Source organism: Runella sp. R5_40 (genome assembly GCF_057652295.1).
Genome location: NZ_JBYFCH010000041.1, coordinates 1 through 16,730, shown reverse-complemented (window position 1 = coordinate 16,730; position 16,730 = coordinate 1). Strand labels below are relative to the sequence as shown.

Here is a 16,730-nt window from a genome sequence, read left to right as displayed (position 1 = left end):
TTGAGGTTATGCCTAAAAATCCTGTTATCAATATTGGTAACAGGATTTTTCAGTTATTTGCCCTAACTTGCAATCCGATTTGATAGGATTGAAAAATGTACCCGACGGATAAAAATAGTATAGAAAAACTCGACCAACTCATTGATAAAAATATTCTAAATGGTAGCTATTCCATTGATGATATATGCCTTGAATTAGGAATGAGTCGCTCTCAGTTGTTTCGACTTGTAAAAGAGGAAACGGACCTCTCTACCTCTCGTTATATCCGTCGTCGGCGTTTGTTGAAAGGGAAAGAATTAATTGAAACTACCGATCATAAAATAGCTGAAATATCGTACGAAATCGGCTTGGATAGTCCCCAAACTTTTACCAAATATTTTACTGAAGAATTTGGCGTTTCTCCCTCCGAATACCGTAAAAATAGAGAAAAAGAACCTCTTGAAGAACCGTCTTATGAGGAGTTAGAGGTTGTTCAGGTGCCTAAAATTCAGGTAGTTGAGGAAGTGCCTTCTGTTGCGAATAAGCAAGGTAAATACAAGTATGTGGCGTTGGCCTTGCTGGTGATTGTGCTGGCAGCAGCGGGGGTTTGGATAATCAAAGGGAGCGGAGCATTCAGCGAATCAGAAAATTCTATTGCGGTCTTGCCTTTCAAAAGCAACGGCAATCCTGAAGCGGTCTTGTTAGCTGAGGGCGTAACCGATCAAATCCATGGCTCTTTGACTACTCTTAGGCACCTAAAAGTCATTTCTAAAAATTCATCAGAACTCTTTAGAGAGTCAAAAAAAACAGTTCCTCAAATTGCCTCGGAACTGCACGTGGCCTATGTTTTGGGCGGTACAACCACCCACAATGGAGCGCGTGTGCGGATAACGATGGAACTGGTAAAAGCATCGGAAGATCGGGTGGTATGGACAAGACAATACGAAGGTAAAGCGAGCGAAATTATTGGCTTGATTAACAAAATATCCCAAGACATCACTAAACGATTTCAGTTAAAACCTTCGCAGTCGCTGGCTGCCAAGTCAAACCAAATGCCAACCGATAATCCAGAAGCCTACAATGAATATTTGCAGGGAAAACAATTGCTGGCAACTCGAACCAAAGAAAAACTGTTGGCAAGCATCACAAAATTTGACAAAGCAATTGCCTTGGATTCTAATTTTTCGGATGCCTATGCTTGTAAAGCGAGTGCATATTTTAGCCTGGGAAATTTGAGCCATATTGACCTCGACTCAAGTTTTAGAATGACCGAGCGAGAAGTGCTAAAATCCATTCGACTGGATGCCGATAACGCCCAAGCGTATGGATTATTAGCTGCCGTTTACCGAGATGAATACCGCTGGGAACAAGCCAACTCGACGTTTCAGATTGCTTTGCGGTGCAATCCAAACAACGCACAAGTCAATTATTGGTATAGCCTGATGTTGCGTTCGTTGGGGCTGCTGGAGGAAGCTTTGAAGTACAGCAGCCGAGCCGTGGCGTTGGATCCGCTCTCCCCCGTGATTTTGAGTGGACACATCCGCAACTGTTCTTACGCCCATAAGCAAGAAATGACCAAAGAAGGCATTGACAACGGAAAGTTGTTGTTCAATGATTCCTTTTTGTTTTATTGGTCAACGGGTTATCACTATTTGGAAATAAAAGACTATCCTGCCGCCCTACGGGATTTGACCAAAGCACAACAACTCAACCCCAGCGTTAAAGGGCTAGAGGCAGCTGTTGTCTATACCAAAGCCCGTTTAGGGCAGGTACCTGCGGCAAAAACGTATCTGGCCACTTTGCCCGAAACGCCCGACAATTATACTTTTATTGCGATGGTGTATGCAGGGTTAAATGACAAACAAAATTGCCTTCGTTATCTTGAAAAAATGGCCTCTTTGGGAAAAATTCCTACCGACATGAAGGTGTCTCCTTTCTTTCATTTCTTGCACGGTGAGGCGCGATTTAATGCCTTATTGCAACAATTTGGCTTAGTGAACTTCAAATTATCGATTTAAGCTGGTTTTCTAAAATTAAAGAGCTGTTTTACTTCAAAAGGGTGATTTTTTAGCGTTTTTCTAAGTTTTTGACCGTATTGTCTAAGTTTTTGACCGTATTGTCTAACATGGTCAAGGGACTTTGCTTCTATTTTTGGGCCATCATTTTTCAATGGCAACCGAATCAGAATGAAAAACTCCCTACTTCTTTTACGTGATCAAAAAATATGTTTGTTTTTGATTAGAAATGCGTTTGCATTATGTCTATTATTTAGCAGTTGCTTCATTGCCAAATCTCAAACCCTGGGCACGTATCCAGCCACAACGGTGATAGCGGGCCAAAATGCCAGCATCACGCCATCGGCAGCACCGACGACTGTTACGTCGGCCGTTGCTTATAGCAGTACTACTAATTTTACGGGCGTCTTGACGGTCAATCCAACGACGGGCGCAGTAACGGTGACGAAAGCGATGCAGGCGGGGACGTATGCGATTACGGTGAAAGCCTTTAACGGCACAGCCTCTACTACTGCTACTTTCACACTCACGGTGACCAACCCCGCTTGCAGCCAAGGTAATTTCAGTGTCAGTACCGACGTAGCGGCTGGGAATGCTCCATACAGTGTAGCCGTTGGGGATTTCAACGGGGATGGCAAGCAGGATATTGTCGTGGCAAATTACCAAAGTAGCGGTACGGTTTCGATTCGCCTGGGCGATGGTGGGGGCGGTTTCAGTGGCAGTACTTACGTAGCGGTTGGGGCACTGCCAATAAGTGTAGCCGTTGGGGATTTCAATGGAGATGGCAAGCAGGATATTGCCGTGGCAAATTCGGGTAGCAATACTGTTTCGATTCGTCTGGGGGATGGTTTGGGCGGCTTCAGCGGCAGTGCCAACGTAGCGTTTGGGAATGCTCCATTCAGTGTAGCCGTAGGGGACTTCAATGGTGATGGCAATCAGGATATTGCCGCGGCAAATGCGTCTAATACTAGCAATACTGTTTCGATTCGCCTTGGCGATGGTCAGGGCGGCTTCAGCGGTAGTACCAACGTAACGGTTGGGAATGCTCCATTCAGTGTAGCCGTAGGGGACTTCAATGGTGATGGCAATCAGGATATTGCCGCGGCAAATGCGTCTAATACTAGCAATACTGTTTCGATTCGCCTTGGCGATGGTCAGGGCAGCTTCAGCGGCAGTGCCAACGTAGCGGTTGGGAATGCTCCATACAGTGTAGCCGTAGGGGACTTCAATGGAGATGGCAATCAGGATATTGCCGCGGCAAATGCGTTTAGTGGTACTGTATCGATTCGTCTGGGGGATGGTTTGGGCGGTTTCAGCGGCAGTACCGACCTAACGGTTGGGGGACAGCCATACAGTGTAGCGATTGGCGACTTCAATGGGGATGGTAAGCAGGATATTGCCGCGGCAAATTTTAGTAGTAATACTGTTTCGATTCGCCTTGGCGATGGTCAGGGCGGCTTCAGCGGCAGTACCAACGTAGAGGTTGGATTAAATCCATACAGTGTAGCCGTTGGGGACTTCAATGGGGATGGCAATCAGGATATTGCCGCGGCAAATGTGTCTAGTGGTACTGTTTCGATTCGTCTGGGGGGCGTGGCCGAAATCAATCTTCAAGGCGGTTCACCCCTTAGTGATATTACCGATGGTGACATTACGCCCACAGTGGCCAAAGGGACTGATTTTGGGAATGTAAACGTGAGTAGCAACACTGCAAAAACCTATACGATTCAAAACACAGGCACTACGCCGCTGAGCATTAGTAGTATTGTCTCCAATAATGGGCGGTTTGTGGTGAGTGGCTTAACACTTCCCGCGAGTATCGCCGCGGGTGGTTCGGCAACTTTTACGGTCACTTTTTCTCCGACGGCATTAGGGGTACAGAATGCCACGATTACGGTCAACAACGATGATTGTAACGAGGCGATGTATGATTTTGCGGTGAGGGGTACGGGCGTTGTTCCTACGCTGGGTACGTATTCAAACACCTCCATCATAGCGGGTCAAAATGCCAGCATCACGCCATCGGCTGCTCCGACGAATGTTACGTCGGTCGTTGCTTATAGCAGTACTACTAATTTTACGGGAGTGTTGGCAGTTAACCCAACGACAGGGGTAGTAACGGTGACGAAAGCGATGCAGGCGGGGACGTATGCGATTACGGTGAAAGCCTTTAACGGCACAGCCTCCACTACTGCTACTTTCACACTTACGGTGACCAATCCCACGTGTAGTCAAGGGATGTTCAGGGGTACCACCAACATAGGAATTGGGAGTCTTCCATACTGTGTCGCGATTGGGGACTTCAACGGGGATGGCAAGCAGGATATTGCTGCTACAAACACCTCTAGTAATAATGTTTCAATTCTATTAGGTGATGGAGGGGGTGGCTTCAACAGCAGTACGGCAGTTGCGGTTGGGTTGGATTCAAGAAGCATAGTTGTTGGGGATTTCAACGGTGATGGCAATCAGGATATTGCCGTGGCAAATTTTGGAGGCACTACAGTTTCAATTCGATTAGGTAACGGTGTGGGTGGTTTTAGCGGGAATACCGAGGTGGGGGTTGAGAGCGCCCCATGGAGTATAGCGATTGGGGACTTCAACGGTGATGGTAAGCAGGACCTTGCTGTGTCAAACAATAGTAGCAAAAGTGTTTCAATTCGCTTAGGCGATGGTTTGGGCGGATTCAACGGTAGCACCAACATAGTAGTTGGGGAAACTCCAAGAGGCGTAGCGATTGGCGACTTCAACGGGGATGGCAAGCAGGATATTGCCGTGGCGAACTTTGTTGGGAATACGGTTTCGATTCTATTAGGTGATGGTGGGGGCGGTTTTAGCGTTAGTGCCGACTTAGTAGCTGGGGTTGACCCACTTAGTGTAGCGATAGGCGATTTCAACGGGGATGGTAAGCAGGATCTTGCCGTGGCAAATCATAGTGGCCGCTCGGTTTCGATTCGCTTAGGCGATGGTTTGGGTGGGTTCAGCGGCAGTACCAACTTGACGGTTGATACAAGTCTAACCAGTGTAGTGATTGGCGACTTCAATGGTGATGGTAAGCAGGATCTTGCCATCTCAAATTTTGGTGGTAAGGTTTCGATTCGATTAGGGGATGGACTGGGTGGGTTCAGTAGCAGTACCGACATAGTAGTTGGACAAAGACCAACCAGTGTCGAGATTGGAGACTTCAACGGGGATGGCAAGCAAGATCTTGCGGTGGTTAATGCTTTTAGCAATGAGGTTTCCATTCGATTAGGGGGCGAGGCAGACATCAATCTCCAAGGAGGTTCTCCCCTTAGTGATATTACCGATGGTGACATTACGCCCACAGTGGCCAAAGGGACTGATTTTGGGAATGTAAACGTGAATAGCATCACTGCAAAAACTTATACGATTCAAAACACGGGCACTACGCCGCTGAGAATTAGTAGTATTTTCTCCAATAATGGGCGGTTTGTGGTGAGCAGCTTAACGCTTCCCGCCACTATCGCTGCGGGTGGTTCTGCGACTTTTACGGTTACTTTTTCTCCGACGGCATTAGGGGTACAGAATGCCACGATTACGGTCAACAACGATGATTGTAACGAGGCGGTGTATGATTTTGCGGTGAGGGGTACGGGCGTTGTTCCTACGCTGGGTACGTATTCAAACACCTCCATCATAGCGGGCCAAAATGCCAGCATCACGCCATCGGCTGTTCCGACGAATGTTACGTCGGCCGTTGCTTATAGCAGTACTACTAATTTTACGGGAGTGTTGGCAGTTAACCCAACGACAGGGGTAGTAACGGTGACGAAAGCGATGCAGGCGGGGACGTATGCGATTACGGTGAAAGCCTTTAACGGCACAGCCTCTACTACTGCTACTTTCACGCTTACGGTGACCAATCCCACGTGCAGTCAAGGGGCTTTCGGAGGCGTTACCGATGTCGCAGTTGGGCAGACTCCAGGCAGTGTCGTGGTTGGGGACTTCAACGGCGATGGCAAGCAGGATATTGCTGTCGCAAACTTTGTTAGCGGTACGGTTTCGATTCAATTAGGTGATGGCCTGGGCGGTTTCAGCGGTACTACTGAGGTAGCGGTTGGGTTACGGCCAGCTAGTATAGCGATTGGGGACTTCAACGGCGATGGCAAGCAAGATCTTGCCGTGGCTAATGCTTTTAGCAATGAGGTTTCGATTCGATTAGGCGATGGTTTAGGCGGTTTCAGCGGAAGTGTCGAGGTAGCGGTGGGGATGGAACCAAATGGTGTAGCGATTGGCGACTTCAACGGGGATGGCAAGCAGGATATGGCCGTGGCGAACTTTGTTGGGAGTACGGTTTCGATTCGATTAGGCAATGGTTTGGGTGATTTCAGCGGCAGTACTGAGGTCGTGGTTGGAATGAATCCCAACAGGGTAGCGATTGAGGATTTCAACGGGGATGGCAGACAGGATATTGCCACGGCAAATTATAATAATAATACTGTCTCGATTCGATTAGGGGATGGCCTGGGTGGTTTCAGTGGCAGTACCGAAGTAGTGGTTGGAGCGAATCCAGCCAGTGTGGCGGTTGGAGATTTCAACGGGGATGGAAAGCCAGATATTGCCGCGACAAATGCTGGTGGTACGACAGTTTCCGTTCGATTAGGGAATGGTTTGGGGGATTTTAGCGGTACTAGCGAGGTGATGGTCGGAATGGGTCCATTCAGTGTAGCGATTGGCGACTTCAACGGAGATGGAAAGCAAGACATTGCCGCGGTAAACAATGGTAGTACTACGATTTCGATTCGATTAGGTGATGGCTTAGGCGGTTTTAGCGGCTCAACGAATGTTACTGTTGGGGTAGAACCAATCAGTGTGTCGATTGGTGACTTCAACAGCGATGGCAAGCAAGATATGGCTGTGGCAAATTCTGTTAGCAATACAGTTTCGATTCGTTTAGGGGGAGAGGCAGACATCAATCTCCAAGGAGGTTCTCCCCTTAGTGATATTCCTGACGGTGACAATACGCCCACGGTGGCCAAAGGGACTGATTTTGGAAATGTAAACGTGAGTAGCAACACTGCAAAAACCTATACGATTCAAAACACAGGCACTACGCTGCTGAGCATTAGTAGTATTGTCTCCAATAATGGGCGGTTTGTGGTGAGCGGCTTAACGCTTCCCGCGAGTATCGCTGCGGGTGGTTCTGCGACTTTTACGGTCACTTTTTCTCCGACGGCGTTAGGGGTACAGAATGCCACGATTACGGTCAACAACGATGATTGTAACGAAGCAGTATATGATTTTGCGGTGACGGGTATGGGCAACTGCCCCGATTTGACAGCAGCAGCCCCAGCGGTACAAGTGACGAACAGTATTTGTACAACGTTTAATGGAATGGCTTCAGGGGGCGTTATCAGCGCGCCAAGTGGCAGCTGCCCCGTAGGTTCAACCTTACAATATTCAACCGACAACGGCGGTAATTGGAGCACAACTTTGCCGACTTACGCGCAAACAGGCCCCGCGCAGACGATAGTAACGCGTTGTAACTGTACTGCCGACGCGACTAAATCAAGCCCAACGAGCACGGTAACGACTGTCCCAGGCACGTGTCCAACTTGTCCCGTGTTGACAGCATCAGCCCCAGCGGTACAAGTGACCAACAGTGTTTGTCAGGCAGGTTGTACGATAGGTGGTGGGAGTATTTCCGCCCCAAGTGGCAGTTGCCCCGTCGGCTCGACCTTACAATACCAGCTCAATGTCGGCGGTTGGAGTACGACGCTACCGACCTATGCACAGACGGGACCCGCCCAAACCATCAAAACGCGTTGTGTGTGTAATGCAGATGCGAATCAAATGAGTCCAGAGTCATCAGTGACGACAGTCCCAGGGACGGTGCCTGCGTTGGTGGTTCCTGTCGATGGCTCGGCCGTGGTGTCTTGCCCTGCTTTGGCCATTGCTCCAACGCTTCCTGTGGTCAATGATTGTAACGGCAATCCGATTACACCATCCGCCCCTGTAATTACCAACAACCCCGACCCACTGACGTGCGAAGGGACGCGTACTTACACGTATAGCTACGTATGTGGAAGCGCTACGGTGACGTGGAGCTTTGTTTATACCATTGAACGGGAGCCGTTTACGATTTCGGTAGCGAACGGTTCGGCGACGGTGTATGACCCCGCGTTAGCGGTAGCTCCAACGCCACCGACGGTGATGAGTGCTTGCGGGGAGGTGTTAACTCCGAGTGCGCCCGTGATAACCAACAGCCCAAATCCGCTGTTGTGCGAAGGTACTAGAACCTATACCTACACCTACACGGATTGTGAAGGGAATACAGCGAATTGGAGCTTTGTTTACACGGTGCTAGACAACATAGCGCCCACGATTTCGTGTCCAGCGAACGTGGTTGGATGTGCAGGTCAGACGATTATGTTTACCCCTCCCGTGGGAATGGATAATTGTTTGGGAGCAGTCACGACGCAAATCGCGGGCTTACCCACGGGCAGTGTTTTTCCCGTTGGAATAACGACCAATACGTTCAAAGTGACGGCGGCGAATGGTCAAACGGCGGAGTGTTCGTTTACGGTGACAATCCAAGGCAAGCCGACGATTACGTTAACGACCTTACAACAAACGTTAAACGAAGGCAACAGCCAAGTTTTCTGCGACACGGATGCGAATCCAGTGAACGGTTTACAGTTTACGGTTTCGGGTTCTTGCGTAGTGGGCAATCCCGTTTGGCGGGTACAAGTGGGCAGTGGTTTGTGGAGTGACTGGTCATCCAATGCTCCCGTTTCCCAGTTATCCAACAACCAATCCCACCGCTACCAAGCGGCTTGTGATGCGAGTTGTTCAAGCACTTATACCAGTCCGATTGAGTTGACGATTAATTATCGATCAACGGTACCACAAAATGTATCATTGGTTGCCGACGGGGTGAGTGTCAATGCGGGAGAGACGAAAGAGGTGTGTAATATCGAAGGCAATGCGCTAACGTTCAACGCGACTTGTGGAGTGGGAGAGATGCTACTTTATTCAGTCGATGGCGGCGAGTACAGTAGTGTTGTACCAACGCAGTTAGTGGATGGCCAGTACCATAATTACCGCGTACGTTGCCGCAAGTCGGACGGCACGGTTTCGTGCGTGGAGTCAGAATCTGGGGTGATGCGTTTGCGAATTGTGAGCAGTTCGTTGGTGGCTCCCGTGGCGAGCCTGAACGTAACAAGTGGTTGCGGTAGCCCCGTGTCGTTTAGTGGCACGGCCAATTGCGGAGCGCTGACGACAATTTGGTACAATGCGTTGACAAACGTATCGTTGTCGTCTTTGCCGAATCAAACGCCTACGGAGACGAGTTCATATTACGCCCGATGCCAAGCGGGAGGGGGTTGTTTGAGTGAAAAGAGCAATGTCGTGACTTACACTGTAATACCTGTTGGGGTAGCCCCTGCAATTACGGTGAGTCAAGACATCGTTTGTACGGGAACAACGGTAAAAATTTCGGCCAATTGCCCCGCAGGAAGTCAGACATTCTGGAACACGGGGGTAACTACTTCAAGTTTTGAAGTGGCCTTCAACAACGTGACCAAGCAAACGTATTGGGCGAAGTGCCTTTTTGAAGGCGGTTGCCAAAGTGCGGAAAGTGTTCGCAAAGATGTTTACTGGAACGCGTTTGTGGTGACGTTGATAAACATTGGCGAAAGCAAATCGGCGATAAAAACCAACGACCGTTCGGCATGGTCAAGTCAGTTTATCACCCGTGATGGCGGTCCTGAATTGGAACAAAGTACGCAAGTAAATCCGACTTTGTATTACGTAGAAAATGCCAATAAAATGGCCCCTCGTTATTGGACGATCAACGTGGATGCCTGTGCGTTGGGCACAAACGGCTCGTTGACGTTCGATATGTTGGCGACGCCAGAAATGGGTGTGCTTCGCTCGTTCAACACGCATGAAAACAACGCGCCTTACTTTATGTACGCCAACCGCGAAGGCTGGACGGAATTGTACGCCCAAAACCACCCCGCCTACGGCTTTTACCAAGACAACGGCGCAGGCGGTAACGTTTATGACGCAGGTTTACCGAAAGGATTGTATAAGTTAGGCATTCGTTACTGGGATCAAAAAGGCTGGGGTAGCATCTATCCTTCAACGCGGAAAGCACAAGGAAATGTGTTGGCCTATCAAGAATATTGGTTCAGAATCCAGTCGAAAGACGGGGTAGGCGTGGGCGCAGCGAGGACAGCGGAGAGCGGGGGGCAAGTTGCAAATGGCGAAGGAGCAAATAGCAAATGGCAAGGGGAAAGTGGCAAAGGGTCGGATAACGGAAAACAGATAACTGATAACGTGTCTTTCGCCACGGTTCTGCCCAACCCCGTCACGCATACGCTTCGCTTGAAGGTGCAAGATAGCAAGGGGCAAGTAGTGCAAGCGGCGTTGATGGATGCCGCAGGCCGTGACGTGTTGAGCCGTCAATTTGTGCCCGAGACCAACACGCACCAAGAAGAATTTGGCGTAAATGCGTTACCAGCGGGGCTGTATTTTTTAAAGGTGACGACTTCGGAAAAACAAGCGACGCTGAAGGTGGTGAAGGTGCCTTGAGGGTGAAATTTATAATTTTGAATAAGATTTTCGTGTTTTTCTAAGTTTTTGACCGTATTTTCTAACAGGGTCAAGGTGGTTTAGACCTACTTTTGGGACATCATTTTTCAAATACTTCTCCATGAAAAAGGTGTTTTCCATAGCGCACATTACCCTACTTTGCATCGGACTTTGGCTCTGGGCGTTGGCTTGTACTTCGCCCGAGCAGAGTCCTTCAGCAAGTGAGCTTCCCTATACGATAGCGACCGAGAACTACGCGGTGCTGGCCGAAAAAGTATTGACCTATCAGTCGGATTTTGACTGGGAAGGATGCGCTGATTTACTAGCCGACGACGTGCAGTATTTTTTACCCGAGAGCGCCCGCCCGTTGGTGGGGAAGGCTGCGGTGTTGGCTTATTGGCGCAATGAACCTCAGCGAGTACATCTTCAATCGTGGCAGTTTAGCCACTTCAATCACATTCCTGTGCATAGCCACCAAGCCTTACCCTTTTCGGGTGTGGCGGGGGTATATGTGATTTCGATGTTTCGGGGGGAGCTCCGTTACGTGGATGGCCACACGCGCACGCTGAACCTGAACTGCTGCCTGCACTTCAACGCCCAAAAACGCATTGACCGATGGTACAGTTACTACGAGCACCATCCGATGATTCCTACTTTGACAACACTTGAAACAATTACTCTTTAAACTTATGAAAAAGAAAATACTGTTTCCTTCTACCAAAATGCTGTTAGGCAGTATTTTGACTCTTTTATGCTGGTTGATTACCTCTGGAGGGGTTCAAGCTCAAAGGCTTTTCTTTGAAGATTTTTCAAGCAATAACGCTGGCTGGATTCTTGGACAGGAATGGGAAATTGGTTCGGCAAAGACTGATCCAGGAGTACCTGATCCGTCCCAAGACTATACTCCAACATCAGACAATGGGCTGGCGGGAGCCGTCATAGGAAGTTACATTACAAGAACTATACATGATTATTACTATTTGACAAGCCCAGAAATTAACCTTGCTGGAGCCAGTGGTTGCTTACTATTGTCCTTTCAAAGGTGGCTTGACAGTGACTATACACCGTATATGCAGAACCAAATACAGGTGTATAACGGTACTAATTGGATTACGATTTGGGAGTCTGGGGGGGCTCCTGCAATTAAAGATAAATCATGGACTTTACAGGAGTTTAATATTACTCCCTACGCCAATGCCAATTTCAGAGTTCGGTTCGGGCATAGAGTAGGGAGCAGTGGGTCATTTTCCGTTGGCGGGTGGAGTTTGGATGATGTGACTATCTACTTTGCTGTACCTAGCTCCCTACCTGCGGTAACTATGGTCTCTCCCACCGCTTGCGGTGGCGCTGATGGAAGTATTTCGCTGGCTGGATTTGCGGCAGGCAATACCTATTCTGTTAGCTATAAAAAAAACACAACGGAGGTTCCCGCTGCTGATTTGGTTGCGGATGCCAACGGTAAAATTACCATTACCAACCTAACTGCGGGTAGTTACACCGACCTTAAAGCCACGTACGGAGCTTGCGTTAGCAATGCGGTGACGGCAACCCTTGAAGACCCTGCCAAACCAAGCCTGACGCTAGGAACCATTCCTGCTATCTGCGCTGGTGCTACGACGTTTTCGATTCCATACAACAATCCTACGGGTTTGCCCAATAAATATACCATTACGGGAATGGGCATCACCACGGTGAGTGACGGTGATTTGACCAATCCTATCACGGTGCAGTTGAGCGGCCCTGCTTCGGGGAGTTTGATTTCATTTACGCTTACGGTGAAAAATTCAACGACCAACTGTGTGTCAGATATTATTCAGGGCAGTGTAACGGTTGACCCTGTGAGCGTGGGCAGTAGTATTGCAGGTTCGGCCACGGTGTGTTCGGGGACGAACAGCACGGTATTAACTTTGTCGGGTCAGGTGGGAACTATTCAAAAATGGCAATCGTCGTTGAGTTCAGATTTTAGCAGCGTGGTGGATATATCAAACACGACGACGGAATTGATAGCGAACAACTTAACGCAAACGACCTACTACCGAGCGGTGGTCAAAAGCGGGGTATGTTCGCAAGCGAATTCAACTTCGGCAACGGTAACGGTTGACCCCGTGAGCGTGGGTGGCAGCATTGCTGGTTCGGCCAAGGTGTGTTCGGGGACGAATAGCACGGTGTTGACTTTATCGGGCCAAGTAGGTGCAATCCAAAAATGGCAATCGTCGTTGAGTTTAGACTTTAGCGGGGCGGTGGATATTGCTAACACGACGACGGAATTGACCGCGAGCAACTTAACGCAAACGACCTATTACCGAGCCATTGTAAAAAGCGGGGTTTGTTCGGAAGCGATTTCAACTTCGGCAACGGTAACGGTTGACCCTGTGAGCGTGGGCGGCAGCATTGCAGGTTCGGCCACGGTTTGTTCGGGGGTGAATAGCACCACATTGACTTTATCGGGCCAGGTAGGCACAATCCAAAAATGGCAATCGTCGTTGAGTTCAGATTTCAGCGGCGCGGTGGATATTACCAATACGACGACGGAATTAACAGCGAGCAACTTAACTCAAACAACCTATTACCGAGCTATTGTAAAAGGCGGGGTATGTTCGCAAGCGAATTCAACTTCAACTTCCGCGATGGTAATAGTTGACCCTGTGAGCGTTGGCGGCAGCATTGCAGGTTCGGCCACGGTGTGTTCGGGGGTAAATAGTGCGGTGTTGACTTTATCAGGTCAGGTGGGCACAATCCAAAAATGGCAATCGTCGTTGAGTTCAGATTTTAGCGGGGCGGTGGATATTGCTAACACGACGACGGAATTGACCGCGAGCAATTTAACGCAAACGACCTATTACCGAGCGGTGGTCAAAAGCGGAGTATGTTCGCAAACAAATTCAACTTCGGTAACCGTGACAGTTGACCCCGTGAGCGTGGGCGGCAGCATTGCAGGGTCTGCCACGGTGTGTTCGGGGACGAACAGCAGGGTGTTGACTTTATCAGGTCAGGTGGGTGTAATCCAAAAATGGCAATCGTCGTTGAGTTCAGATTTTAGCGGGGCGGTGGATATTTCCAATACGACGACGGAATTGACCGCGAGCAATTTAACGCAAACGACCTATTACCGCGCTATTGTAAAAAGCGGGGTATGTTCGCAAGCGATTTCATCTTCGGTAACCGTGACAGTTGACCCCGTGAGCGTGGGCGGCAACATTGCAGGTTCGGCCACGGTGTGTTCGGGGACGAACAGCACCACATTGACTTTATCGGGCCAGGTAGGTACAATCCAAAAATGGCAATCGTCGTTGAGTTCAGACTTTAGCGGGGCGGTGGATATTGCTAACACGACGACGGAATTGATAGCGAATAACTTAACGCAAACGACCTATTACCGCGCCGTGGTAAAAAGTGGGGTATGTTCGCAAACAAACTCAACTTCGGCGACGGTGACAGTTGACCCCGTAAGCGTGGGCGGCAACATTGCAGGTTCGGCGACGGTTTGTTTGGGGACGAACAGCACGGTGTTGACTTTATCAGGTCACGTGGGTACCATCCAAAAATGGCAATCGTCGTTGAGTTCTGATTTTAGCGGCGCGGTGGATATTACCAATACAACGACGGAATTGATAGCGAATAACTTAACGCAAACGACCTATTACCGCGCCGTGGTAAAAAGTGGGGTATGTTCGCAAGCGAACTCATCTTCGGTAACCGTGACAGTTGACCCCGTGAGCGTGGGTGGCAGCATTGCAGGTTCAGCCACGGTGTGTTCGGGGGCGAATAGCACCACATTGACTTTATCGGGTCACGTGGGTACAATCCAAAAATGGCAATCGTCGTTGAGTTCAGATTTTAGCGGGGCGGTGGATATTGCCAACACGACGACGGAATTGATAGCGAGCAATTTAACGCAAACGACCTATTACCGAGCTATTGTAAAAAGTGGGGTATGTTCGCAAGCGAATTCGATGACGGCGAGGATACAAGTCCAAATGAAACCAAGCATCACGTTAACGACCTTACAACAAACGCTCAACGAAGGCAACGCTCAAACTTTCTGTGATACAGATGCGAATCCTATTAACGGTTTACAGTTTACGGTTTCGGGTTCTTGCGTAGTGGGCAATCCCGTTTGGCGGGTACAAGTGGGCAGTGGTGCGTGGAGCGAGTGGATGACCAATGCTCCAGTTTCCCAATCATCCACTAACCAATCCCACCGCTACCAAGCGGCCTGTGATGCGAGTTGTTCAAGCACTTATACCAGTCCGATTGAGTTGACGATTAATTACCGTGCATCGATGCCACAAAATGTATCGTTGGTTGCCGATGGGGTGAGTGTCAATGCGGGAGAAACCAAAGAAGTATGTAATATCGAAGGCAATGTGATAACATTTAATGCAACATGTGCGGTAGGAGAAATGCTACTTTATTCAGTCGATGGGGGTGAATATAGCAGCACCCTTTCAACGCAGTTGGTGGATGGCCAGTACCATAATTACCGTGTACGTTGCCGCAAGTCGGACGGAACCGTTTCGTGCGTGGAGTCAGAATCTGGGGTGATGCGCTTGCGAATCGTGAGCAGTTCGTTGGTGGCACCCGTGGCGAGCCTGAACGTAACGAATGGTTGCGGTAGCCCCGTGCCGTTTAGTGGCATGGCCAATTGCGGAGCGCTGACGACAATTTGGTACAATGCGTTGACAAACGTATCGTTGTCGTCTTTGCCGAATCAAACGCCTACGGAGACGAGTTCATATTACGCCCGATGCCAAGCGGGAGGGGGCTGTTTGAGTGAAAAGAGTAATGTGGTGACTTACACGGTGATACCTGTTGGGGTAGCCCCTGCGGTGACCGTTTCGCAAGACATCGTTTGTACGGGAACAACGGTGAAAATTTCAGCCAATTGCCCTGCAGGCAGCCAAACGTTTTGGAACACGGGGGTAACAGCGTCAAGTTTTGAGGTAGCATTCAGCAACGTGACGAAGCAGAGTTACTGGGCAAAGTGTCTTTTTGAAGGTGGTTGTCAAAGTGCGGAAAGCTTTCGCAAAGATGTTTACTGGAATGCCTTTGTGGTGACGTTGATAAACATTGGCGAGAGCAAATCGGCGATAAAAACCAACGACCCAAGTGCTTGGAGCAGTCAGTTCATCACGCGAGATGGCGGTCCTGAATTGGAACAAAGTACGCAAGTAAACCCAACCCTATATTTTGTAGAAAACGCTAACAAAACGGCCCCTCGTTATTGGACGATTAACGTGGATGCGTGTGCGTTGGGCACAAACGGTTCATTGACGTTTGACATGCTGGCGACGCCCGAAATGGGGGTGATACGTTCCTTCAACACGCACGAGAACAATGCACCATACTTCATGTACGCCAACCGCGAAGGCTGGACGGAATTGTACGCCCAAAACCACCCCGCCTACGGTTTTTACCAAGACAACGGCGCAGGCGGGAATTCGTACGATGCAGGTTTACCAAAAGGTTTGTATAAACTAGGCATTCGTTATTGGGATCAAAAAGGCTGGGGCAGTATTTATCCTTCGACGCGGAAAGCACAAGGCAACGTGTTGGCCTATCAAGAATACTGGTTTAGAATCCAGTCGAAAGACGGGGTAGGCGTGAGTGCAGCGAGAGAAGAGGCAAATGGCAAGGAGCAAGAGGCAAAAAGCAAAGGGCAAGGAGCAAATGGGCAAGGGTCGGATAACGGACAACAGCTAACCGATAACGGCGCCTTCGCCACGGTTCTCCCCAATCCCGTTACGCATACGCTTCGCTTGAAAGTACAAGATAGCAAGGGGCAAGTGGTGCAAGCGGCATTAACCGATGCCGCAGGGCGTGACGTTTTAAGCCGTCAATTTGTGCCCGAGACGAACACGCACCAAGAAGAATTTGGCGTAAATGCGTTACCAGCGGGGCTGTATTTCTTGAAGGTGACGACTTCGGAAAAACAAGCGACGCTGAAGGTGGTGAAGGTGCCTTGAGGGTGAAATTTATAATTTTGAATAAGATTTTCGTGTTTTTCTAAGTTTTTGACCGTATTGTCTAAGTTTTTGACCGTATTTTCTAACAGGGTCAAGGTGGTTTAGACCTACTTTTGGGACATCATTTTTCAAATACGTCTCCATGAAAAAGGTGTTTTCCATAGCGCACATTACCCTACTTTGCATCGGACTTTGGCTCTGGGCGTTGGCTTGT

5 protein-coding genes are annotated in these 16,730 nt (G+C 49.2%); 4 read left to right on the top strand and 1 reads right to left on the bottom strand.

Translation table 11 applies throughout. The features are described 5' to 3' along the window. Positions 1-95: 95 nt before the first annotated feature. The 4 genes from AC23N5_RS30730 (at position 96) to AC23N5_RS30715 (ending at position 16,516) form a co-directional block, all read left to right on the top strand. On the top strand, positions 96-1,997 hold the full coding sequence (locus AC23N5_RS30730; RefSeq protein WP_487758462.1) for a helix-turn-helix domain-containing protein: 1,902 nt from the start codon (positions 96-98) through the stop codon (positions 1,995-1,997). Positions 1,998-2,165: 168 nt separating this feature from the next. Next, a complete protein-coding gene (locus tag AC23N5_RS30725; protein ID WP_487758461.1) occupies positions 2,166-10,550 on the top strand; it encodes an FG-GAP-like repeat-containing protein in 8,385 nt (2,794 codons plus the stop codon). 121 nt (positions 10,551-10,671) lie between these two features. Beyond that, entirely contained in the window at positions 10,672-11,235 is a 564-nt protein-coding gene (locus tag AC23N5_RS30720) for a hypothetical protein (protein ID WP_487758460.1), read from the top strand. A 4-nt stretch (positions 11,236-11,239) separates the two neighbouring features. Next, positions 11,240-16,516, top strand: a complete 5,277-nt coding sequence (locus AC23N5_RS30715; RefSeq protein ID WP_487758459.1) for a T9SS type A sorting domain-containing protein — start codon at positions 11,240-11,242, stop codon at positions 16,514-16,516. A gap of 9 nt (positions 16,517-16,525) precedes the next feature. Here the strand turns inward: AC23N5_RS30715 and AC23N5_RS30710 are convergent. Beyond that, on the bottom strand, positions 16,526-16,730 hold a 205-nt coding region (locus tag AC23N5_RS30710; RefSeq protein ID WP_487758458.1), incomplete at its 5' end, for a hypothetical protein.

Excerpts from the sequence above, each read along its gene's own strand:
- AC23N5_RS30725 (WP_487758461.1), top strand. The coding sequence starts at position 2,166 with ATGAAAAACTCCCTACTTCTTTTACGTGATCAAAAAATATGTTTGTTT.
- AC23N5_RS30730 (WP_487758462.1), top strand. The coding sequence starts at position 96 with ATGTACCCGACGGATAAAAATAGTATAGAAAAACTCGACCAACTCATT.
- AC23N5_RS30715 (WP_487758459.1), top strand. The coding sequence starts at position 11,240 with ATGAAAAAGAAAATACTGTTTCCTTCTACCAAAATGCTGTTAGGCAGT.
- AC23N5_RS30720 (WP_487758460.1), top strand. The coding sequence starts at position 10,672 with ATGAAAAAGGTGTTTTCCATAGCGCACATTACCCTACTTTGCATCGGA.